The sequence below is a fragment of the Pedobacter psychrotolerans genome (assembly GCF_004340665.1).
Classification (GTDB): Bacteria; Bacteroidota; Bacteroidia; order Sphingobacteriales; family Sphingobacteriaceae; genus Pedobacter; species Pedobacter psychrotolerans.
In genome coordinates this window covers 136,459-159,641 of sequence record NZ_SLWO01000003.1, presented here as the reverse complement: position 1 = coordinate 159,641, position 23,183 = coordinate 136,459, and the positions used below count along the sequence as shown (strand labels likewise).

Genomic DNA, 23,183 nt, shown 5'->3' with positions numbered 1-23,183 from the left:
TTTCACAGATGATATCATTACATGATTTTTGTTTTTGCCTTTAGTTTTGCTTTTGGTCTTTCAGCTCTCCCTAATAGTCTTTCTTTTTCCGCTTTAGCCTTTTTCCTTTACCTTTGAGTAATACATGGATAAAAAAATTTATTTCGCATCTGATTTTCATTTAGGCACTCCGGATTATGCCGATAGCCGTGCCCGGGAAGCACGTATTGTAAGCTGGTTAAATTTTATTGAGCCCAACTGCAGCGAATTGTTCTTAATGGGTGATATTTTTGATTTCTGGTTTGAATATGCAAAGGTGATTCCAAAAGGATTTATCCGTTTGCAGGGTAAATTAGCTGCAATGGCAGATGCTGGCATCAAAATCTATTTCTTTAAGGGTAATCATGATATGTGGGTTAGTGATTATTTTACAAAGGAAATCGGGATGCAAATCATTAGCGATGAAATGATTATCGAGCGAAACGGTAAAAATTTTTACCTGCATCATGGCGATGGATTAGGCCCGGGAGATGCGAAATATAAATTCTTAAGAAAAATATTCCGAAGCAAATTGTGTCAATGGCTTTTTGCCCGCCTACATCCAAATTTCGGAATTGGTATTGCCAATGGCTGGAGTAGGGGAAGTAGAGCTGCGCAAACAGAGAAGGAAGTTTTTTTAGGCGAAGACAAGGAATGGTTAGCCATTTATGCCAGAGAGCAGTTACAGAAAGCGCATTTCGACTATTTTATTTTTGGTCACAGGCATTTGCCTTTAGATTTAAATCTTGGCAATGGGAGTCGTTATGTTAATATTGGCGAGTGGCTTGAATCTAATTCTTATGGCGTTTTTGATGGGGTAGACCTGAAACTGGAATATTTTATCCCGAAATCGTAAATAGCTTTAATCATCAAAGCTTTAAATAAACTGTAGGGTTCTCAGTTTTAAACTAATTCAGCTTTTTTCCTTATTTTTGCATTTCCAGAATTTTTGCTTAGGCAAATTGGTGGAAAATTCAATACGAATAATAATATGTTAGATAAATTAGAAGCTATAAAGCTGCGTTGGGAAGATGTAGAAGAATCGTTAAGTAATCCGGATGTGATCCAGGATATGAAACGTTTTGCGGCTTTAAATAAAGAATATAAAGACTTAGGCAAAATTGTAGATGAATATAAAATCTACAAAAATGTGATGAGCAACATTGATGCAAACAAGGAAATCTTATCGGTTGAAAAAGATGCTGAAATGCGTGAAATGGCAAAGGAAGAGTTGGATATGTTGTTGAAGCAGCAAGAAGAAATGGAAAGCAATATCCGTTTGATGCTGATTCCTAAAGATCCTGAAGATGCCAAAAATGCTGTTTTTGAGATCCGTGGTGGTACTGGTGGTGATGAAGCTGCACTTTTTGCCGGTGATTTATACCGTATGTATACACGTTACTTCGAAACCAAAGGCTGGAAGGTAGAAACTGTTGATGTAACTGAAGGTACGGCCGGTGGTTATAAAGAGGTGATTCTGAAAGTGAACGGAGATGACGTATATGGTCAATTGAAGTATGAAAGTGGTGTACACCGTGTGCAGCGTGTTCCTGATACCGAAACTCAGGGTCGGGTTCATACCTCTGCAGCGTCTGTTGCCGTTTTGCCTGAAGCAGAAGAAATCGATTTATACATTAACCCCGCAGATATCGAATTACAAACTTCGCGCTCTGGTGGTGCAGGTGGACAGAATGTGAATAAAGTAGAAACCAAGGTTCAATTGACCCATAAGCCGTCAGGTCTTGTAGTGGTTTGCCAGCAAGAGCGTTCACAGTTAGGTAATCGTGTAATTGCAATGGAGATGCTTCGTAGTAAGTTGTACGATATTGAATTACAGAAAAAGAATGGAGACATTGCTGCGAAACGTAAAACAATGGTTTCCACTGGTGACCGTTCTGCTAAAATCAGAACATATAATTATCCTCAGGGTAGAGTAACCGAACACCGGATTGGTTTAACCATGTATAACCTGCCTTCCATTATGGATGGAGATATCCAGGAAATTATCGATGCGCTGCAATTTGCTGAGAATGCAGAAAAGATGCAAGAAGGTGCTGTAGGTTAGTTGATTACGATTATTTTAAAATAAAGTTTGTAAATAAGGATTTTGTCTCTATATTTGCAACCTCGAAAGGGGAAAGAGGTTTAAACTTTTAAAAAGTAAACAAAACGGAGTGGTAGTTCAGCTGGTTAGAATGCCTGCCTGTCACGCAGGAGGTCGCGGGTTCGAGTCCCGTCCATTCCGCAACAAAAGCCTTAACTTGAAAAAGTTAAGGCTTTTTTGTTTCAAAGAAGTTAGTATTTTAAATACTCACCATCACTTCCTTAAATAATTTTTTAATTAATTCAATTTCTGTGGTGTACTGTGTTTTCTTTCTGGTGCCAAAATACAACGTGTTTTTAAGCTTTTCCTTTCCTTCCCAGATCACTTTAATTTTGCCTTCCTCAACCTCTTTTTTGCAAAGAAAATCTGGAATAATCGCCAGACCCTTTCCTCCAGATAAACATCTTACGATGGAATTTAAGTTTGGTACAATGTAATTAGGTCTAAAATCGGCGTGTTTACCAAAATTCAATTGCCAGAAACGTAGTAAGTGCTCCATATCGCCTGCGGTACCATACCACTTTTGCTCCTTAAGCCAAATTTCTATTGCTGACAAATCATTCTTTTTAACCACTGCATTAAACTGATTATCATCAGTATTCGCTCCGCCAACCAATACAATGGTTTCAGATGAAAAAGCTTCATGCATTATGTTTGGAGAATTTCCTTTCTGTGGCGTAATAATCAAATCCAGAATGCCTTTATCTAACTGATCCAGCATTTCAGGATATTCGCCAAAGCGGATAATCACGTTAAAAGGCAAGGTAGAGATGTATTGCTCTAGGGTAATTTGAAAAGTTTCAAAACACATTCCCACGCTTATTGTAGGCGTATGCTTCTCAGTACTTTTTTGAAAGTGTTTTTCGGCATCCTCTAATTTTGATAATGGTTCTACGACGAAATTGTAAAGTATTTTTCCTTTTTCTGTCGGAACCATTTTTCTTCCGGTTCTTTCAAACAACTTATATCCGACATAGCTTTCCAGTGAACTTAGATGCAGGCTTACACCCGGCTGTGAAATAAATAAACTTTCTGCCGCGCCAGTCAGTGTTCCTGTTTTATAAATCGCTTTAAAACTTCTATACCATTCTAGATTAACCATACTATTATAATTCTGATACAAAGCTATAAATTAACTTGTTTTAATAATAGAAAAGTCTGTGGTAATTTTGAGCATCAAAACAGATAAAAAGAAATGACAAAAATATTCATCATTAACGGAGGCCAGAAATTTGGCCATTCAGGTGGGAAATTTAATGAAACCCTAGCAGCAGCAACAGCTGATTTCTTTACAGAGCTTCCTGATTTTGAAGTAAAAACAACCGATATAAACGAAAGCTATAACCCGAAAGAAGAAGTGGCTAAATACGTTTGGGCTGATGTGGTAATTTACCATACACCAATCTGGTGGTTCCAGCTGCCTCATGGATTTAAACAATATATCGATGTGGTTTTTACGGAGGGGCATAAAACTGGAATATATATAAATGACGGTCGTAAAGCGGATAACCCTACAAGGAACTATGGCACTGGTGGTATGTTGCATGGACGAAAATATATGGTAACTTCATCTTGGAATGCCCCTAAAGAAGCTTTTACTCTACCTGAAGAGTTTTTTATGCAAACCAGTGTAGATGATGGCCCATTATTTGGTTTTCACCGAATGAATGCCTTTATAGGTATGGAGCGTTTAGAGGGAATGCATTTTCATGACATCGAAAAAAACCCAAACGTTGTTAGGGATTTAGACCTTTACAGGTTACATTTAGAAAAAACATTTTTAAACGCAGAAATATATGAGCATTTATCTGACAGCAATCGTTAAGAGTAAACCAGAAACGAAAGAAGAGTTGAGCAAAATTCTGCTCAATATGGTTATACAATCCAGAAAAGAGGCAGCTTGTATTCAGTATGATTTACATGAAGATGCTGTGCATGATCTATTTATTTTTCATGAAGAATGGGCCGATCAAGCCGGATTGGATCTCCATAATCAACAGGAATATCTTTTAGACTTCGTGGCTAAATCGAGTGAACTGACAACAGAAATTCTAATTCATCAAACCAATAAAATAGCTTAAGCTCTCTACAATGAAGTTCCGAATGATATTGCCCAGTAATTCCGGCTGAAACCAACGCCAGCTTCATTACTATTGGCATCCATCATTGCTTTGCAATGGCTTATGCTATTTTTCCAGGCGTTAATTACCTCGTCTGAATTAAGATATCCTTTGCCTAAATTTTCACCTTTAACAATGCCTTTATAGCCGACCCTTATCGCCCGCTCTTTAGGGTTGGTACCTTCAGGTGATACATGATCAAAATAATTACGCAGATCCATATCTTTTGCGTGTGCCATTGCAGCATTTTCTAATTGGACGTTTAAAGATAATGGTGCTACAGGCGGCATATAATCGGTTCCGCAGGTACAGCCAGACCGCCTCAATGAATTTATTTTCTCCAGTACCAGATGAAAATCTTGCTGCGGTGGCACCATTTCATCTTTCTTGCATCTCATCAATAAAACACAGGAAAGAATGCACGTAATGATGAGTTTCATTTTTGGAAGTCTTTTCTTATATATAATATGGAGGTAGTCCTAACACTACCTCCATATTATATCATTTTAAATCTAGATTACTTCAATTCCTTTAGAGGGAGCCTGCTAATTAAACTTGGTTAAAATGCTCTATCTCTGCCCATGTATACATTTTTGATGCGATATAATGTATTTCCATTTGGGCCGGGAGAACCACTATCGCGTTCCATTTGCATATTAATAATGAGCCACATGGGTTTGTTAACAGAATTGCTCATCACATGCCTCGCTACCCAGGTATTATCAATATAATAATGGCATTCCACATCAGTTGCGTTGATTTTGTTATACCAGCATTTGTAATTATGGTATGAACCTGCATTGGCAACATTAGTTAATTTATTTTCCCAGCCACCATCGTAAGTGTTTTGCCAGTTGGTAGCACTTCCTTTAAATTCCATAATGTCACTTTCAGGCGGCCATGAATTAACACCAGTGATCCAGAAAGCAGGCCAGGTTCCTCTTGATGTAGGAACGGCAAAATCTCCGGAGATGGTATAGCTCGGAAACTGATCGTTAATTAGTACCTGCTGTTTGGCATAACAAGCGCCCGAATTATACCAGATGGCTACATTGGTAAAACCATTTGCTGTACTGTTGCCTGGCGAACTGGCCAACCTGGTGGCTGTGATGGTCATTTCACTTCCACTAAGTGAGATTTGATTGTGGTTGGTCGCGCTTCCAACCATACGTGCTGATCCATTATGATCAGTGCCCCAGGGATAGTTATAATTCCATTTTGCTTCGAAGTTACTGTAACTGGCAAAAGAATCGCCATCGATTAAAGTCTCCCAGGCTTTTACGCTTCCCGTTTCTGTTTGAGGTGTTTTGTCTTTTTTGCAAGAAAAAAGTGTTATCGACAGGCAAGCCAATAATACCATCGATTTGAAAGTTTTTTGATCAATCATTTCTTAAAGTTTTGGTTAATATTTGGTTAGTTTTTAAGCTGATGTTGGTTTTGTTCCTATTGTTTTATCTTAAACTATTTATGCCATATAAGCGCATGAAACTGGTTGATTTAGTTTTAATCCATTAAATCTGATTAGAATATTGTCGTAGATCAATGATAAGTCTAAAAAAGATACATAATTGTAGTTTTTAATTTCTGCTTACTGTAAGTAAATATAGGTATTATTTTAATCAATAATATGGGCTGTAAATAATATCTATATAAGCGATCTTTCATTATGTTATGAAAGGCTGAAGGCAGTGATCATGAAGCCAAATTATATTAAGCCATAACTATTAACCTGAAAGAGTGGAGTTACATTTTTTTCGTCCTTTCCCTTTCAGGGGAAAGGTGCCGATAGGCGGATAGGGGTTAACTAATAGCCATAACCTATTTAAATAGTATTGTAAAGTATATCATTAATCGAACACTCAGCTTATAGAATTAATTTAATTATTCTCCCTATATTTAAGGTAGTGTTAAATCGCTGAAAAGACAAATTGATTTCTTTACCCCGCCTCCAGGCCACCTTTAATCTACCTATACTTACCTTGCACATTACTTAAGTTTGCCTGTAGATCTTAAACGATCACTGGCCGATATGGTCTATCCATCGATGAGGCAATCATTAAGAATCTTCCAATTTATTCCAGGGTGAAATATTTCGGAATAAAGGGAATCCCAGGCACCTTATTAATCGAGCCCAAAGGAATGATCATTGCTAAAGATTTGAGGGGGATTACCTTAAGAGAAAAGATGAAAGAATTATTAGATTCGACTAAATAAAAATAAACCGATCAATATTTTTAGCCACTATGATTTAAGGCTTTTTCCTTAAGTCAAATATGTACTAATCTAATATTGATCGGTATATGTTATCGTTTACTGCTCTAGTTTAATCTAAAAGCGTCCAGGTTTTTCTGGCCTGCACCTGTTGCACCACTTGCTGTTCGGCAACCACAATATTTTCTTTGCGCTGACCAATGTATTCCAGTCCGCTAAGTTTATTCCAAAGTGCAACCAATACACTTAAAAAGTCATTAATAGTCACCATAGATTGATTGATCTGTTTGTGATCATAAACCATTTCTATCGTTTTAGCCAGCAATTCTTCAAAATTTCCTGGCGTTACATCTTTCCATTCGTAGAAATACTTTAATAATTCTTCTCTTTCCTTAGAATCAATTAATTTAATGGCTGTAAAAAAGATATGCGCCAGACTAGAAAAATATCCTACTAAAACAGTTGGCGATTCTCTATAAGCAACGTTTCTATAATCGTAAAAAATTCTGGCAATAAAATCGACTATTTTTTCAGAAATTAACCTGATGTTTTTACCTAAAGGAGTAATGTTATCCCTTCCTCCGGTTTTATCAATAATCTTAAAAGAAGCCAGCTGCAAATCATTAAGCAGGCTATTAAACGATTCATAATAACGAATTAGCGCTGGGTGACTGGTTATGGTAGAACTTGGTGGGATATAGTTTTTGTTAATGGTAATTCTTCCATTTTCATGGTAAACCTGTCCGATAGTTAAAAAATAATTGTCTGGTAACTCACTTGCAATTTCATTTTCAGGAAGAACCACAATGCTATAAGCTTTAGCCAGTTCAGGATAGCGTAAAGGGCTTTCTTCCGGATCTGGCGTGCCTGCAGGAACTCTGTTGAAAGGATTTACAACTAAAAGAATATAGTAATTGCGGGGTTCTGATTGACCGAAATAATGGCTGTGTGTCAGGTTGCCCATGCTGTCATTTTGTAAAATATCAATATGACAACCTTCTGGCGTAATGGCATTACAATATCTTACCCTTACTTCGATATGATTGGTCGCTTTTTCAACGACTTCAATATCATGAGAACTATTATATCCAACAACAGGTGGCAAAAAGCCGTAGTTGGCATTGTGGATATTAAGAGATACGGCATCCCTTACAAAATCCTGTAAATAAAGATCATTAGCAGTAAAATGATTACTGGATAATTTCATTCCATTAACCCAGTTGATCGATTTATGTTTTAGCGGCTTAATCATAGTAAATGTTTTTAGAGGTTAGATAAAGATACCACTTTCTCCTACTTCATTAGGTTTATTAATGTTTTCAGATACACGTTTGGCATAAATAGTCATTTTTTCTGAGATGCCATTTTCTGTGATATCTAAATCCGGATCTATAAAAAGGTTCCTTTTAAAGAATGATGTTTTAATAAAGAATATCCATTTGTAACCATCCTGGTCTTCATCTCTGAATTCTACAGGGTTTTTAGCGAATTTGAGGTTATAATCGTCAATAAATTTATGGAACCAGATCCCAAAATTCATGTTTTCAGGGGCTTTCACCTTCACTTTTAGTGGTTCAGGGTCACTGCTTTTTTTATAAAGTTCTAGTTCCAAAACCAATAGTTTATTAAAATCTACATGATCCATGTTAATGTCTAAAGGCGTTGCAGGATATTTCCAGATCTTATAAATTTCTGACGGGATGCTAAGCAACGCAACATAAGCCCACCAAAACATAAGTGGCACAAAAAACCAGGCAATACTACCAGCGCCCCACCAGCCAAAATGAACATTACTTAACCAATTAAAGGCCAGCTGAAATAAATAAACCGACAATAAAGCAGAAATTAAGGTGGCAAAAAAGATAAATACTTTGCGCTCCAGTAATTCTGTAGGGTAATGCTTGGTGAGCAGGTACACAAAAACAGACCCGGTTAAAATGTAGTAGATACAACAGATAATGTAACCCCAAGGCATAAAATTGAAATTTAGAAATCCCAGAAACCCCGGGATGGCTAAAATAATTCCAATCAACAGAACACTTATAATAAGTCGTTTGTTGTTAAGAAACTGGTTCTTTTTATTAACGATGGAAAGTACACTTGCAGATACAATGAAGATCAGCGGAAATAGAAGATAGCGAATAAAAAATGATTGAACGTCCATTAATTTTTTTAGATGTGATGTGTTACAAATATAGTATCTTTAGTATTTGATTGTAATCCTATTTTTTTCAATAATGTAAATTTAACCTTAACAACTAATCAAGCTTAAAGTTTAGATGAAAAAAGAAACCCTGGTTCATAACGAACTCTTTACAGATTATAAAGCAATAGCACATGCCGCTGATTTAATAGAAAGGAACATCATTGATGCCGACCAAATTGAAATTATTCCAAACGGAGCAGATAAACGAGCTTTTTCAAAAGATATAGAAAGTAGTGAGCGCTATTATTCTGAAAGAAGGAGGCAAAGCCGTATTCGGATCAGTACCAATCGCGAGAGTTTATATGACATGCTGCCTGAGGGACTTTTTCATAGACCGCCAACAGGAAGTGCGGGGATGGATGAAGAATCCATGATTAAAGATATTAAGGATAGGAGAGAGGAAGAAAAGCATGCCCGGTTATTTTTTACACCTTTTGATGCAGAAATAAATCATGTAAGGATGATGACCGAGCTTTATGAAAATAAGCTTGATAAAAAAACAACTTATTCTGATTTAAGCCAGATTTTTGAATTTGGCTGGGATGAATTTAATTTATTAAATAAAGAGCAAAGCATCATCTGGATGCATCTGTTACCAGAAATTCAACAAAAAAGAAATGATATCGATTTTGTTTCGAAAGTGCTCACTGCCCTATTTAACTTACCTATATTGCTGGTAGATACCACTGCCAATGTTAGCCCTGTAAAAATTGCTGACGATATGCAGATGCAATTGGGCGGCAGTGCACTTGGTATTGATACCATCATTGGAGATAGTTTTATTCCCGATAATGAAGCCTACCACATCAATATTGGACCAACCACACCACAGGAGTTAATTAAATTTATTCCGGGCCAGCCAAATAGAGCAATTTTAGATATGGCCATCAGCTACCTCATGCCGCTTGATGCTGAAATAAGTGTTGAATTACTTACCGCAACCGACTTTCAGGAGACCTTATTAACAGATGGCGGCGAAAGTGCCTATCTGGGCTATACCGTTTATATTTAGCTTTGCATTCAAAACAATGTTATACCATTTTGTAAACAGATGGTTTTAATAACATCCGGTAATGGATGTTCATGGTACTTCTTAGTTTTAATTTAGCCAAGGTTAAACTCAATAATTCTTCCCAATCCTCAACAGTTAGTTTTAAATTATCTGCAGGCTCAATAATAATATCAGTTGTTTTAATAAAACCTGCATTTGGTTTATTGTCCATCATAATGCCCTTGGCCAAAGTAATGCCACTTAGCTTCTGGCCTAATTCGTAACGGCAAAAATTAAGCACATCAGCTTTGGTAATTATCCGGTCTGCTGTAGTTAATCCATATTTATAAGCCTGTACCCTATTGGTAGCGTTCAGTTTTGTTCGCCCTCCTTTTGTCTGACTTAAGAAAAAGATGCTTTCAGGATTAACCTTATTGTTTTCATAAACCACTAATTTGCTGCCAGCGTTAATGTGATTGGCTTCTTCGGCCTGTGTTACCCAAATATCAACAAATAAAATATCGGCATCATCAATCGGTTTTAATAGAATATAACTTGGCAATTCTTTAATATCTTTTAATGCTGATCGGCTTTTTTGCTCTATAAGGGCAATGTTTTGCTCTAAGTTTTTCAGTATTGTACTTAAAAAATCAGGCCCATATGCAGAGAAAGCAGCCTTTTCATCTCTGAGTAGTTCAAAAAGATAATCGACCAATTCTTTTGCATTTCTAGTATCGAAGCGCTCAGTACCCCCATATCTGATTGAAAATGAACCATCGCCTTTTTCATTCTCGTTGGTAAAAGGAATCTCATTATAGCTATGTCCATGATTATCCTTCAGATTTTCCACCGCAAGCATCTGATCCAGTGCTTCAGTTTTAATCGGGATAATGTTATTCATGGTTTTAAGCCGGTGTTTAATTTGGCTTAATCTTTTATTAACAACCGGGAAGGCATTAATGTAAACATGAAGTTCGTTTAGCATCTCCTGATTAATCGCCGCTGGAAAAACTACTTTTAGCCATTTAACATTTTTACTGATCTGATTTAAACCAGCAGGCTGAAAAATATTGGCTAAAGCTGTAGGCAATTCTAGCTGATCATCAATATTGAAATCATTTAAGTCGCCCAATGTTAAAAACCTGTTGCTGTAAAACTGTAAAATATCAGCCTTAATCAGGTTAAGCAATTGTTTGTGGTGGAAAGGGGCTTCGATTTTACCCGTTAAAGGTTCATCCATAAACCGTTCCGTGTAAGCCGCGAGTTCATTATCCTTATAGAACCATTTTCCCAGTGAGAGCAAATCGTAAGTATTCTCAGGCACCGAATAATTCTTCCAGTCAAAGAATAAATTCAGTTTATTAAAATCCATCCAGTTTTCGATTCCACTGAAACCAATATACATCGTATTCTTTTCCACAGAGAAGCCTGGAAGCGTATTTAAAACAGGCTGTTTACTGGTTTCTGCAATATTAAAAAGGGTGTTACCAGTTGCGATATACTTTATTGCAGCATTATGTACTTTTACATTGTGCAAAGGACTGAAGAAAATGTCAGTTTTTTTTGCCTTATCATTTTCCTGCTGAATACTTTTTTTAAAGGCAAACTGAGTGTATGGCGAAAGGTAATCTTCCTCCTCAATAGGTCTGGCATGCATGATGGCGTGAGCAGGTAAGGATGAAGTCAGGTGATCAGGAGCCAAGATCCTACTGATCTTGTCAAAGATTCTATTCTCCAAATTTTTAACATCGTTGGCAACATTAAAAAGTTCATTGCTTAAAGCTTCAATGATTAATTTTACTAGCGGATCAAAGTCATTACTGTCTTTAATATTCCAGAAATCTTCTGCATTCTTAAATATTCTATTTCGGATTTCATCTTTTGATGAATAAAAAACTGGTTTCATGTGTAGGATAAATGAGTCGTTTTTAGATTAGGTTGAAAGTGGGCTAAGGAATAAAGCTGTATTAAAAAAATATTTCTCTCCTGTGGTTTTTATTTGTGCCCTAACCGTGATATCTACCTTTTTTTTGATCTCGGTAATTTTGCGTAAAGGGTATACATTTTCTACCTCTGTGATGCGTACTTCTACGGCTATATGATCGATTCTAAATTCATAATCGGTGATAGATTTTAGCAGTGATTTGCGGAATTTCTCCTCCCATAGGCTTTCACTCACAATTAACTCAAAATCAAGGTCCCATATCTCACATCCAAAATCATTACGGTAACGGTGTTCACCATAACGGGTAAAAATAATCAATTCGATATGGTTCGATATAGATTTACCAAGATCAGTGGATTGAAAACCACTACCTAAAAATAGGGAGTTAAATCTGAAGGGTTTATTGAAAAAAAATTCAGACATATAAAATTGGCTTAAAGTTTGTTAAAAGTAATTTAAAATAATCGTTTTTATAACCAAACACAAAATATAAAAAATTGTTATTTCCAAAGTTAGTTTGAAGAAGCTTGTGTGATTTTAGGTGATGTTGATTGTCAGATTAATTATTGTACCCCATACTAAGTGAGAGATTAAAGCTATATGAAACCCATTAACGCCATCGAAATCAGGAATTCTTATATGAAATTTATCCTGAGTTTTTTATTTTTAACCATTTTTTCCATTTTCTGTATTTTCCTCTTTTTTGCAGCTTCTGATTATGAATATGCTTTGCTGGACAAAAAAGTAAAGGAAACTGAAAAACTATCTTATCTCAGAAAAGACATCAATACCAATTTCGACCTGATTTTGGTTCGTTTTAAAGAACTTGCTCAATACCGTGATTACAATGCAAATGAAATGAGTAAGCAAGCTATTCTGTTGGGAGACATTCAAACAGCCAACAACCGGATTAAAGACCTGATTTCCAGAAAAAGTGAACAAAGCCCAAGTTTTGACTTGTATGGTAAACTAAACAATAATGTTGGTGCAATGGCCGATTTGCAGGATTCACTTATTCAATCACGAGGTGATATACAGCGTTATAAAGAGCAAATAAACGAATGCCAGTTGGCCAACAAATCTGCAGCAAATAAAATCAGAAACGGGCGATACGGCCGATAATTTATACCGATGATAAAATTAAGCATAAAAGAAAGGCGTGAACAGTTTTTGTTCTTTGTGGCATTGTTTGTTTTTACTGTAGGACTTCTAAGTTTTGGAATTTTCTATAGCAACAAATCACGATATGAAATTTCAAAAGAAGAACTCGAAGTTAGAATCAGTGAAAACGAAGTGTTTGAAAATATGGTAAAAGAAACCATGCCAACCATTGATACCACTTTTAAACAAATTACACGCTATAACCCAAATGTTCAGGCTGTTTTCTTAAAGAATGATATTCAGCTTTCATTAGGATCTATTAAATCCGCATTTGATCGCAAGGCATCAGATTCCAGGTATAAAATTTTTGTTCAAACGGCACAATTATATGACAGGTTGTTTTATGACCGACAAGAACAAAATAGAAATATATCAGATATTGAATTACACAAAAGACAACTGGACGACTGCATAACTAACAGGCGCCAATTGCAACAAACCATTTCCGCAAGATAAAAAACCTCTAAACCTCAAAAAAACCAACGCTACCTATGTCTGACTCAAACACCAAGCAAGTTAATTCAAATTCGCAAGGCTATGTCATTTTATACATCCTATTGGCTGTATTGCTCCTAACAGGCCTGATCTTTTTATTTAAAAGTTCATTGTTCGAAAAACGAAACATCGACGCAAGAATTCTTAAAGATGAAATTTATTTAAATGAAGATTTAGTTTTTACCGATAACACACCCAAAGCAAAAAAATGGTTATGGGAATTTGGTAATGGCGAAAGAGCCACCACAAAAACAGGATCATATCATTACACAAAACCTGACACCTACATTGTACGCTTAACAGTGGATGGAGAGCTGCGTCAGGAATTTCCTATTACCGTAAGAGACACGGTGAAAACTGCGGTAGCAGATAGTGTGCTCACCATCAGCGGACCAACAGCAGGTTTGGTTAACGAAGAAGTCAGATTAGAAGGCGATGGAGAAGGAAAAGATTTCGAGTGGTCTTTCGGAGAAACCGGAAGGGTAGATGTTAAAGGTAAAACAGCTTTATATACCTATCGTGCTCCAGGAAAATATGTTGTTCGCCTACGATCAGATAAAGCCCGTAAACCTGCATATTTAACCATATTAATTACCGATCCCAATGCAGAAATTGTTGATGATTTTGTAGCACCAGGTGATGGTGAACGCAAAACAATTGATGATATCAGGGCCCGTTTACAGGCCATAGCCAATGGTGCAGATTTTAATTCCAACTATTATTATCTGATCAACAAATACATGTGCAACAATGAAAAGGTGACGGTTAATGTTGAAATGAACGGAAAGAAGAAACAAACTGATATTTATTCATATTGCATGGGCCTAACCTTTGGTGGAGAAATCGCAGTAGATGAAGCGCAATTGACCATTAAGCCAAATTCTACCTGTGCCAGTTTATTGAATATTAAACAACACTCAGGAGCCGTTCAGCCAGCCGCTACAGCTACAACTGATGCCTCTACTGATAAAACCAAATAGATTAACATCTTAACCTCTAAAGCTCATCTACATAGATTATGAAAAAATATTATGCCTTATCCATCCTTTTATTAGGAATATCATTTGCACAGGCACAATCGCCGGCGGCGTTTGGCAAAAGAGTAAAATACATGCCTAAAGCATATGAAAGGCCTGCAGAAACCATTAACGTAAACGAAAATACAAGCAGCAGCACTTTACCCTGGATTGTTTTTTCAGATCGGGAAGATAATTACACAACCACCGCACCAGGCGGTAGCCTGATCATGAAAAAAATAGGTTTTATGGAACCGTTTTATGTTTCAAAAGAAGAAAATGGTTACTTGAAACTAATTAAGTATAAAGCGGGAATGATCAGAGGCAGGAAGATTAATGATAAAAAAAGTGCCATCAGTTACGGTTGGATTGCAAAGTCTAAATTGCTTTTATGGCAACGGGCATTCTCGAATCAAAAAACAGGTTATGCAGAAAAAGCGATTGGTATTGTAAATGGTAAGAATGCCTTAACAGAACCAAAATTCTATTTTGATACCACCGATTCTATTTTAGTTTATAATACGCCGGAACTTAAAGACAGACGTGCGAAAGTAAGATTGCATGAAATTTCTTATATCTACAAAAAATCTGAGGACGGGAAAAAATATTTAATTGGTTCTGATGATCAGTTGGTTGCAGATACGGCTCTAAAAAGTATTTATGGTTGGGTTTCTTCTGAAGCGGTGCACAACTGGGGAGATCGCCTGTATATTACCTCAGCCAAACCTGGTTATGAAGACAGTGATGATTCTACCGCAACAGCAATTAAAAGTGGAATGGATAAGGGAACGACATTCGTTGTAGATCCATTATTGCCCAGAGAAAATCTGATTTTAAAAAGTGTGCCTGTTATTACCAACGATGCTAGTAATTATACTGTGGGTGTAGCAGCTGATGTTTATAATAAGAAAGATAATAAAATTTTAACCATTAATGGATCCTCACTTTCTTATCAGGATTATTTAAAACTTCGAAAAAACAAAAATAAAATCAACGTATTGTTTGTAGTTGATGGTGGAAGCTCGATGACGAAATATCTTTCTGGGATGACCAATACCATCGCTTCATTTGAAAATACAATGGGCGATTTTGGTAAGGGAGCAAAAGTAAGTTATGGCGGTGTGGTATATCGCGGTGAAGCAGGTTGTGCGCTTCAGGGAATTTTCGTGAGTCCGATTCAAAATGATTACCGGAAATTGATGACTTTCTTATCTAATCAGGCTAAAAACACTTTAAGGTGCGATGGAGAGGTTAATGAAGGGCCAGTTTTTGATGCTTTAAAAACAGGGTTAAATCTTTTTAAAGCTAAAAAGAATGAAACCAATCTGATCATTCTGGTAGGTAGTACTGGCAACACAGGTGGCACTAATAATTACCTGATCAATGAATTGAGCGAACAAGTTGCCCTTGCAGACGCTCGTATTTTAGCACTTCAGGTATATAGCGATTTCAATCAATCATTCAACAATTTTGTAATTCAATCTCGTAAACTGGTTTCAGAATCAGCTATCCGTTCTGCTGAATATAGAAAAAATACCATGGTTAAAGGTGAAGGCTTAAAAAGCTTCCAGCCATATAACACCAGCCTTCAGGATTCGATCTCTTATTATTTGGATTATCCTAAAAATAGTTTGATTCAGGGTGGAGTGGTTTTCCCAACTAAAGGGTCGGTAAATTCAAATCAAAGCATGACAATTGCCCTACGCCGTTTTGTAAAAGAAACCAGCATGGATATTGAAAATCAGATCAGTTCATTGGATAGTGCGTTTCGTTTAACAGGCATTTCACGTAAAAACCTCTCTGCTGACGTAGAAGGCTTATTGCCTCCACTAGTTGGTGCTGAAGTGGCCGACAGAATGCCGCATAATGCCTTTAAATATTATAGTACGGCAAACTTATCTGCTGATGTGGTCAAAAATAACCGATCAGCTTTGCAATATGCAATTGTGTTAAATAACATGGAATACAAACAGATTCTTGATGTTTTTTCAATTATGTTGGGCGAAAACCTGCAAGCCGATCAATCTTCTTTTAGAAGTAAGCTGGTTAGGAATTATGTTAGAATGCCAAAGCAATTATTGGGCATGAAGGTCTCTTCAGGCGAAATAAAAGCGATGACACTTGCAGACTACGTGAAATTGGTAACAGGATTGCCACTGAATAACGATTTTTTAGCTAAATATAAAGTGAATGATTTGAAGAGCACTTCTAAAATGCCATTGGATCAGTTTGAAAATTATATCAAATTATTAAATCAATCCGTTCAGCAAATTAAGAGAGCTACGCAGATAGAACAGCAGTTTCTATCTAACGGCAAAATATATTACTACATTACTGAAAATAATTTTAATCCGGCAGTTTTGCCAGTAACCAACTAAGGGATATGGCAATTACAAATTTAAGCGAGTCAGTAAAAACAGCCTTGCACATTGCACAGTCGCTGGCGAAAGAGTACAGAAATGAAGTATTTACCGCTGCGCATCTGCTCAAAGGTTTAATGCATAAAGATGTTGGTTTAAGATCTTTTATTACTTCAATAGGGAAGGATGAAGAATATATCAGCGAATGGGCAGAAGTTCGGATTGAAGAGCTTGCAAAATCTGCAGGTCTTAGCGATACCGTTAGTGGTGCACCAGAAATTGCAGTAATTTTTGAAGAGGCAGATAATGTACGCATTAAGCTAGGGCTGGATTTAATCACACCAGTTTGTGTATTAACCGCATTGGCAAAGCCTGGGATTGGTTTTCAGCCAGATCAATTAAAATCATTTCCGATTAAAGAGCGTGAGATCTTAGATCTTTACGTAAAAGACGAGGAAATTTCAAGAGTAGTTTCTCCGGATAAAACCGCTGCAGGAGCTGAAAATAAAAGTACAGGTAATGCTTTGTATAAGTACTGCATAGATCGGTTACAAATGGTTCGGGATGCTAAAACTGACCCAATCATTGGTAGAGATAAGGAAACCCGGATGATGATGGAGATTCTTTGCCGCAGAACCAAACCCAATGTGATTCTTACAGGAGATGCAGGGGTAGGTAAAACAGCATTAGTTGATGGATTTGCGATCGATATCGTCAATCAGAATGTGCCAGATAGTTTAAAACCGGTTCAGCTTTTTGAGCTTGATTTGGGATCCCTTATTGCTGGAGCATCATACAAAGGAGAAATAGAAGATAGGTTAAAAAACATCATTAAAGAGGTAAAACAGTTTGAAAAAGCAGTACTCTTCATTGATGAAATTCATACTTTATTAGATAGCAAAGGCCCATTGGGTGCCGGAATTGGCAATTTATTAAAACCAGAATTGGCCCGTGGAGAAATTACGGTAATTGGTGCTACAACGATTGATGAATACCGTAAAATTATTGAACCAGAGCAAGCTTTTAGCAGACGTTTTGAAGTTCTTCAGGTGAATGAACCAAATGAAGAAAGTACCATCAAAATGTTGCAGAAACTGGCGGTAAAATATGAAGAGCATCATAACTTAAGTATCGAACCTGATGCCTTAGGAGAATGTGTTCGGTTGGCCAAGCGTTATATGAAAGATAGAAGGTTGCCTGATTCTGCATTTGATTTGCTGGATAGAACCATGGCTGCCATGAAGATGATGAATGATACCTCCGATCAGGTCATCACCAGTTTAGAAGCAGATTTAGAAGCGCTAAATGCTGATGAAGAAAAATCGGAAGCGGATCAGTTTGCAGATTATAAATGGCTATTTTCATTGCTTCAGAATAAATTAAGTCCTGTTTTATTAGGTCGCTTAACCGATGAAACTCAAACAGACGCTTTTGAAACAGCTGAAGAATATCAGGGATATATCAATAGCAGTCTTCAGGAATTAAAGAAATACGCTGCAGAAAAAAGCGACCGGATCACTAAACAGGATATTGCTTCAATTGTAGCTTATAAAACGGGTATCCCAATGGGTAAACTACAAGCTGGAGAAAAGGAAAAATTGCTGAATATGGAGCAATACCTTAAAAAACGTGTGGTGGGACAAGATCAGGCACTTAAAGCAGTTTCAAATGCCATATTGGAATCCAGAAGTGGGTTAAATAAAAAAGGACAGCCCATCGGATCATTCTTTTTATTGGGGCCAACGGGAACAGGTAAAACTGAACTTGCTAAATCAATAGCCGAATTTTTGTTTAATGATGAAAAGGCGATGATCAGGTTTGATATGTCTGAATTTAAGGAAGAACATAGTGCCGCCTTATTATATGGAGCGCCTCCGGGATATGTTGGTTATGAAGAAGGTGGTTTGCTGGTAAATAAAATCAGACAACAGCCGTATTCAGTATTGTTATTTGATGAGATTGAAAAGGCACATCCTTCCGTTTTTGATACGTTTTTACAGATCTTAGATGAAGGCCATATGCATGATCGATTGGGCAAGGAGGGAGATTTTAGCAATTCACTTATCTTGTTTACTTCAAACATTGGCAGCGAATGGATTGCGGAGCAAATCGGTAAAGGCGTTATTCCTGCTTCAAATCAGCTGATGGAAGTAATGGCTGGCCATTTCCGCCCGGAGTTTTTAGCCAGAATTTCAGAAATTGTGCCTTTTGCCCCAATTAATGAAAGCAATGTGGTACGTATTTTTGAGATCCAACTCAATAGCCTTATTCAATCACTGAATAAAATGGGCATCGAATTTGAAATTGCAGAAGATGCTAAGAAAATGATTGCCTTAGATGGTTTTACACCTAAATATGGTGCCAGACAGCTATCAGCGGTTATTAGAAATCTTTTACGTCGCCCAATTTCAAAATACATCATTTCCGGTGAACTTAAAAAAGGCTCAAAGATCGTTGTGAGTAAACATCCGGAAGAAGATCAGTTGGAGTGGAATATAATTCAGCCTGAAGCATCAATATTGGAACAAAAATTGAGTTAAAATGTTAATTACTATATCTTTATAAAATTGAACCTTAAACCTAAAACAACATACTATGTTTAACTATGAAATTGGTGGAAACGAACGGAAAATCGATACATCAGAAGCATTCGCAGAAATTGCCTTTAATAAAACACTTTTTGTACAGAAATTAACGGATAACGAGCCTATCAAGCCTGAAAAGGTTGAAGGTTTAAAAACGGTTAAAGAAGTATTTGATCACTATAAGCCTAATGTTAAAGTGGCTTTTGAAAAGCAAGACGGATCAACCGTTGGTGAAACGATCAACTTTAATGATATGAGCGATTTTGGTGTGAAAAATATCATTAACCAAAGTAACTACCTTACCAATGTGAACATTGAAAGGGAAATGTCTCTCAATGTGATCAAACAATTAAAATCAAACAAAACCTTAAAAGCTACCCTTGATGATGAAGAAACTAAAAATGCTTTCATTAATGCTTTGAAAAATTTTGTAGATGAACTGGAGCAAAATAAATAATCTAAAACGCTAAGAAAACATGTCAAATCCTCAAGAATTAAACGCAGACCAAAATATATCCCAGGAAGCAGGCTTCAGACCAGCAGAGGGTAAGACCGCAGAGAAAACATCACTTAAAGATAACTTAGAAAAACTGGCCAGAGTAGGCGGTTTTGATTTGTTGGAAACTACTGTTGATGGCTTACAGAATTTAAACCCTGAAAGAAAAGCAAGAAAGCAAATCTTTTTAACAGGAGACGAGAAAAGAAAAGAACGTGAAGAACTGAAAAAGAAAATTCAGCTTTGGATCGATGTACTTGAATCTTCTACTTCTGTTGCAGATATGGTAGAAAAAAGCACTGAAAAATTAAACGCTGCAGAAGAAAATTTGAATAAAAATATTGGTACAGCTTTAGAAAGTTCAAGAGAACTGGAACAAGCCTACAGATCTGTACACTTATTTTATAAAAATACAGAAGCTGATAAACTTAAAAATGTAGTGTTGCTTAATGCATCCATGGATCAGATTAAGGATTTAGATAATCCACGTTTTATCGATTATGTTGATGATGAATTAAAGCAAAATTACGATCGTTTAGATTTACGAAAAAATTATTCATTAATGGTTGTTCCCGGTTATATGGGATCAAATAAAGTACTAGAGCGTTGGGGTAAAATTGCACACAGCAACAAAGCCATGCTGGTAACCGATTTTGCCGATTTAGATCAACCTGATGATGTTTTGGATTTATTCACTGCTGCAAATTTCACTGGCGCTGATGCATTCCGTTCAAATGTAATCATGACTTGTAACTGGTTGGTAGGTAGAGGTAAAGTTGCCGAAGTTGGTGAGGAAGATGATTTAACAGTTCCGGGTTCTGCTGCCTTAGCGGGAAAAATGTACTATACTTTAATGTCTCAGGTTACTGCAGGTAAAAAACATGGTGCCATTAATGAAGTAGATGGTGTTAAATTCGACTTGAAGAAAAGTGAAATTTCACATTTGGAAAGAGTAGGATTAGTGCCAATGGTTAATGAATATGGAAAAGTAATGGCATTCTCTGCTAAAACTTTGTTTAATGGTGATAACATCGGTTTACAAACCTATTCTGTTGTAAGGGTATTCGATTACATTACTAAAGTGTTGTTCGATTTCTTAAACAGAAGAGCATTTGAAAACTGGACTTCGAAAACTGAACAAGATTTACGTGGTCAGATTGTGAAGTTTTTAGATGGTATTCAAGGTGCTGATCGATTAATTGAAAGGTTTAAAATTATGCGTTTTGAACGCGATGAGCAACAAAAAGACAGAATCCATTTGGATATTCACATTACACCATATTTTCCTGCGAAGAGCTTCGTAGTAAAATTAGATGGACATAAAGGTGAAGATGAAAGTACTACCTGGGCATCTGAATATAATCAACAACAATAAAGCATTTATATAAAGCTATACTGATATAATATTAAGGGTATTCTAACTAATATTAATCAGTTTTAACTTTATGTTTGAAATATATTCTTAATTAAGATGGAAACCTGATCAATCTGATCAGGTTTTTTTGTTTTTAATGCAATAGGTTAACAAAATCTTTATAGTTTTGTAACATCTACCGCCTCGAAAGCTAAATATCAATATATAAATGAAGCAAGTACTTATCCTGAATGGGGATATAGAGAAGACGGTATCCACAGATTTTTTGATCAATGCCTATAAAAAAGGTGCTGAAAGTGCTGGTGCAACAATCAGGGAAATTGCCATTATTGATCTGATCTTTAATTCCAATAAGCTTTTTAATAACAGGCAGATTGCTGAACTTGAACCTGATTTACAAAAGGCTTTAAATGCGATCAGACAGAGTAATCATGTGGTTCTTTTTTGTCCTGTTTACGTAGACCATATCCCGGCAAAAATCAAAGGCTTTTTTGATCGCCTATTTATGCCAGATCAGATTTTTATGGCGCAGCATCAAAATATCAACAATAACTTTAATGGCCGTTCAGCAAGAATTGTATCTATTTTAGACGAAGCAACTTTTAAAGAATGGAAAGCAAATAAGAAAACAACCTATCTATCCATCAAAAAAGCGGTATTTGAAAAGTGCAAAATGAGTCCTGTATTAACCAATACTATCGGTGAATTACATTCTTTAGAAAACCATTATAGTCAAAAATGGGTTGCAAAAATGGAGAAATTCGGATCTCAGTTAATCTAACACGAGCCATTTACAATATGAGTATGCCCTAAAGTGCTACATGTTGTGGAAAATAACTACACTTTTGTAAGTCAAATGATAAGTTCGTACCGGAAATAAATTATTTTTTTGTAATTTTTGTGATTAAATAAATCTGTGCTGATGTATTTAAGAAAGGGATTTATGTAACATTTTTGCAATTTTATTATTAAATCTTTTCATCCTAATCCAAAATTTAACTTATTGCTGGCTTGATATTTGGGTGTGGTTTGATAACGTAGCTTAAGCTACATTAACAAATCTTAACCATTAAATTTAGACCCTATGGCTTTCAAAGCTAGATTGAATTTTTCGGGCAAGGAGTACGATGTACTTCATTGCGCCTATGCCTTAAACCGTGATGTAGATGCTAAAGGAAGACCTTCTTCCGGAGTTTATGGCGGAACCATCGATATTGAGATCGAGTCAACTGAAGACACCTCAATTATCGAAGCGATGGTAAACAACCAGTACAAACCTATTACAGGAACACTTCTGATCAAAAAAACTGAAGAAGATGCTAAAATGAAAGAAGTTGATTTTGAAGATGGCTACATTGTTAAGTATTCCGAAGGAATCAACATTGTTGGCGATCATCCTATGACACTTAAATTCCAGATCTCAGCTAGAAAGCTGAAACTTGGTAACGCAGAGCATTTAAACGATTGGCCTAAAGTTTAGAAGAGGTTATATTGTTTAGGGTTTAGTATAGTTAGAATGTTGCATCATCAAATATTCAATTACCAGCTAAACACCTTATCCATCTAACCATTAATTTCCAAAAACATTTAAAAAATTATTACCATGGCATTTAAAACCAGATTAACATTAGGTTCAAAGGAATTTGATGTATTACAGTGCAGCTTTTCATTAAACAGAGATGTAGACGCAAAAGGTCGTCCTTCATCAGGTGTATATGGTGGAACTATTAATATTGAAATTGAATCTACCGAAGATACTTCAGTAATTGAATCAATGGTGAATAATCAATATAAACCACAGTCAGGAACCATTACTTTCAAAAAAGGCGAAGAAGATGCTAAAATGAAAGAACTAACTTTCGAAGATGGTTACATTGTTCAATATAGCGAAGGTATTGCGGTAAACGACAATACACCAATGACACTTACTTTCGTAGTATCAGCTAGAAAACTGAAATTAGGTAACGCAGAACACGAAAACGATTGGCCTAAGGCTTAATTCGTATTTCAATATAAAAGAGTAAAAGCGATTGGTGAATTCCAATCGCTTTTGTATATCAGATTTTATTTAAATCGAACACGCTCATCTACTAGACATCA

22 protein-coding genes and 1 tRNA gene are annotated in these 23,183 nt (G+C 36.2%); 16 read left to right on the top strand and 7 right to left on the bottom strand.

Annotation, left to right across the window (positions count from 1 at the left end):
• Positions 1-124: 124 nt before the first annotated feature.
• The 3 genes from EV200_RS08120 (at position 125) to EV200_RS08110 (ending at position 2,263) form a co-directional block, all read left to right on the top strand.
• A complete protein-coding gene (locus EV200_RS08120) occupies positions 125-874 on the top strand; it encodes a UDP-2,3-diacylglucosamine diphosphatase (protein ID WP_132530984.1) in 750 nt (249 codons plus the stop codon).
• A 135-nt stretch (positions 875-1,009) separates the two neighbouring features.
• Positions 1,010-2,083, top strand: coding sequence for a peptide chain release factor 1 (gene prfA / locus EV200_RS08115; protein ID WP_029281893.1), 1,074 nt, complete (start codon positions 1,010-1,012; stop codon positions 2,081-2,083).
• A 106-nt stretch (positions 2,084-2,189) separates the two neighbouring features.
• Positions 2,190-2,263 (top strand) — tRNA-Asp (locus tag EV200_RS08110).
• A 58-nt stretch (positions 2,264-2,321) separates the two neighbouring features.
• Here the strand turns inward: EV200_RS08110 and EV200_RS08105 are convergent.
• Positions 2,322-3,224 (bottom strand): LysR family transcriptional regulator, encoded by a 903-nt coding sequence (locus EV200_RS08105; RefSeq protein WP_132530982.1) that lies wholly within the window; start codon positions 3,222-3,224, stop codon positions 2,322-2,324.
• Positions 3,225-3,317: 93 nt separating this feature from the next.
• On the opposite strand from EV200_RS08105, the gene EV200_RS08100 reads away from it, so the two are divergent.
• Entirely contained in the window at positions 3,318-3,947 is a 630-nt protein-coding gene (locus EV200_RS08100; RefSeq protein ID WP_132530980.1) for an NAD(P)H-dependent oxidoreductase, read from the top strand.
• Positions 3,919-4,203, top strand: a complete 285-nt coding sequence (locus EV200_RS08095; protein ID WP_132530978.1) for a putative quinol monooxygenase — start codon at positions 3,919-3,921, stop codon at positions 4,201-4,203. Before EV200_RS08100 ends, EV200_RS08095 begins: the two co-directional genes overlap by 29 nt.
• A gap of 5 nt (positions 4,204-4,208) precedes the next feature.
• Here EV200_RS08095 and EV200_RS08090 read toward each other — a convergent pair whose 3' ends face one another.
• From EV200_RS08090 to EV200_RS08075, 4 genes are all read right to left on the bottom strand, one after another.
• Positions 4,209-4,682, bottom strand: coding sequence for a CAP domain-containing protein (locus EV200_RS08090; RefSeq protein WP_132530976.1), 474 nt, complete (start codon positions 4,680-4,682; stop codon positions 4,209-4,211).
• A gap of 119 nt (positions 4,683-4,801) precedes the next feature.
• The gene (locus EV200_RS08085) at positions 4,802-5,629 is read right to left on the bottom strand and encodes a glycoside hydrolase family 16 protein (protein ID WP_132530974.1); all 828 of its coding nucleotides are present in this window, start codon (positions 5,627-5,629) and stop codon (positions 4,802-4,804) included.
• A 936-nt stretch (positions 5,630-6,565) separates the two neighbouring features.
• Complete coding sequence (locus EV200_RS08080; RefSeq protein WP_132530972.1) at positions 6,566-7,705, bottom strand: hypothetical protein; 1,140 nt, start codon at positions 7,703-7,705, stop codon at positions 6,566-6,568.
• Positions 7,706-7,723: 18 nt separating this feature from the next.
• Positions 7,724-8,617 carry a TssN family type VI secretion system protein gene (locus tag EV200_RS08075; protein WP_132530970.1) on the bottom strand — a complete coding sequence of 298 codons (894 nt, stop codon included), beginning with the start codon at positions 8,615-8,617 and terminating at the stop codon, positions 7,724-7,726.
• Between the two features lie 115 nt (positions 8,618-8,732).
• On the opposite strand from EV200_RS08075, the gene EV200_RS08070 reads away from it, so the two are divergent.
• Positions 8,733-9,671 carry a type VI secretion system baseplate subunit TssG gene (locus tag EV200_RS08070; protein ID WP_132530968.1) on the top strand — a complete coding sequence of 313 codons (939 nt, stop codon included), beginning with the start codon at positions 8,733-8,735 and terminating at the stop codon, positions 9,669-9,671.
• A 19-nt stretch (positions 9,672-9,690) separates the two neighbouring features.
• Here EV200_RS08070 and EV200_RS08065 read toward each other — a convergent pair whose 3' ends face one another.
• A complete protein-coding gene (locus EV200_RS08065) occupies positions 9,691-11,556 on the bottom strand; it encodes a type VI secretion system baseplate subunit TssF (RefSeq protein WP_132530966.1) in 1,866 nt (621 codons plus the stop codon).
• Between the two features lie 27 nt (positions 11,557-11,583).
• Positions 11,584-12,018 (bottom strand): GPW/gp25 family protein, encoded by a 435-nt coding sequence (locus tag EV200_RS08060; RefSeq protein ID WP_132530964.1) that lies wholly within the window; start codon positions 12,016-12,018, stop codon positions 11,584-11,586.
• Positions 12,019-12,195: 177 nt separating this feature from the next.
• On the opposite strand from EV200_RS08060, the gene tssO (EV200_RS08055) reads away from it, so the two are divergent.
• The 10 genes from tssO (EV200_RS08055) (at position 12,196) to tssD (EV200_RS08010) (ending at position 23,082) form a co-directional block, all read left to right on the top strand.
• On the top strand, positions 12,196-12,717 hold the full coding sequence (tssO, locus tag EV200_RS08055) for a type VI secretion system TssO (RefSeq protein ID WP_132530962.1): 522 nt from the start codon (positions 12,196-12,198) through the stop codon (positions 12,715-12,717).
• A gap of 9 nt (positions 12,718-12,726) precedes the next feature.
• Positions 12,727-13,212 (top strand): type VI secretion system TssO, encoded by a 486-nt coding sequence (gene tssO, locus EV200_RS08050; RefSeq protein WP_132530960.1) that lies wholly within the window; start codon positions 12,727-12,729, stop codon positions 13,210-13,212.
• A gap of 35 nt (positions 13,213-13,247) precedes the next feature.
• Positions 13,248-14,231 (top strand): PKD domain-containing protein, encoded by a 984-nt coding sequence (locus tag EV200_RS08045; RefSeq protein WP_132530958.1) that lies wholly within the window; start codon positions 13,248-13,250, stop codon positions 14,229-14,231.
• Between the two features lie 38 nt (positions 14,232-14,269).
• On the top strand, positions 14,270-16,645 hold the full coding sequence (gene tssR / locus EV200_RS08040; protein WP_132530956.1) for a type VI secretion system protein TssR domain-containing protein: 2,376 nt from the start codon (positions 14,270-14,272) through the stop codon (positions 16,643-16,645).
• Positions 16,646-16,650: 5 nt separating this feature from the next.
• Positions 16,651-19,167, top strand: a complete 2,517-nt coding sequence (locus EV200_RS08035; RefSeq protein ID WP_132530954.1) for an ATP-dependent Clp protease ATP-binding subunit — start codon at positions 16,651-16,653, stop codon at positions 19,165-19,167.
• A 55-nt stretch (positions 19,168-19,222) separates the two neighbouring features.
• The gene (locus EV200_RS08030; RefSeq protein WP_132530952.1) at positions 19,223-19,669 is read left to right on the top strand and encodes a hypothetical protein; all 447 of its coding nucleotides are present in this window, start codon (positions 19,223-19,225) and stop codon (positions 19,667-19,669) included.
• Positions 19,670-19,688: 19 nt separating this feature from the next.
• A complete protein-coding gene (locus tag EV200_RS08025) occupies positions 19,689-21,083 on the top strand; it encodes a DUF5458 family protein (RefSeq protein ID WP_132530950.1) in 1,395 nt (464 codons plus the stop codon).
• A gap of 208 nt (positions 21,084-21,291) precedes the next feature.
• Positions 21,292-21,864: an NAD(P)H-dependent oxidoreductase gene (locus tag EV200_RS08020; protein ID WP_132530948.1), complete on the top strand. Its 573-nt coding sequence runs from the start codon at positions 21,292-21,294 to the stop codon at positions 21,862-21,864.
• A gap of 303 nt (positions 21,865-22,167) precedes the next feature.
• The gene (gene tssD, locus EV200_RS08015) at positions 22,168-22,563 is read left to right on the top strand and encodes a type VI secretion system tube protein TssD (protein ID WP_132530946.1); all 396 of its coding nucleotides are present in this window, start codon (positions 22,168-22,170) and stop codon (positions 22,561-22,563) included.
• A 123-nt stretch (positions 22,564-22,686) separates the two neighbouring features.
• Positions 22,687-23,082 (top strand): type VI secretion system tube protein TssD, encoded by a 396-nt coding sequence (tssD, locus tag EV200_RS08010; RefSeq protein ID WP_029281980.1) that lies wholly within the window; start codon positions 22,687-22,689, stop codon positions 23,080-23,082.
• Positions 23,083-23,183 lie beyond the last annotated feature (101 nt).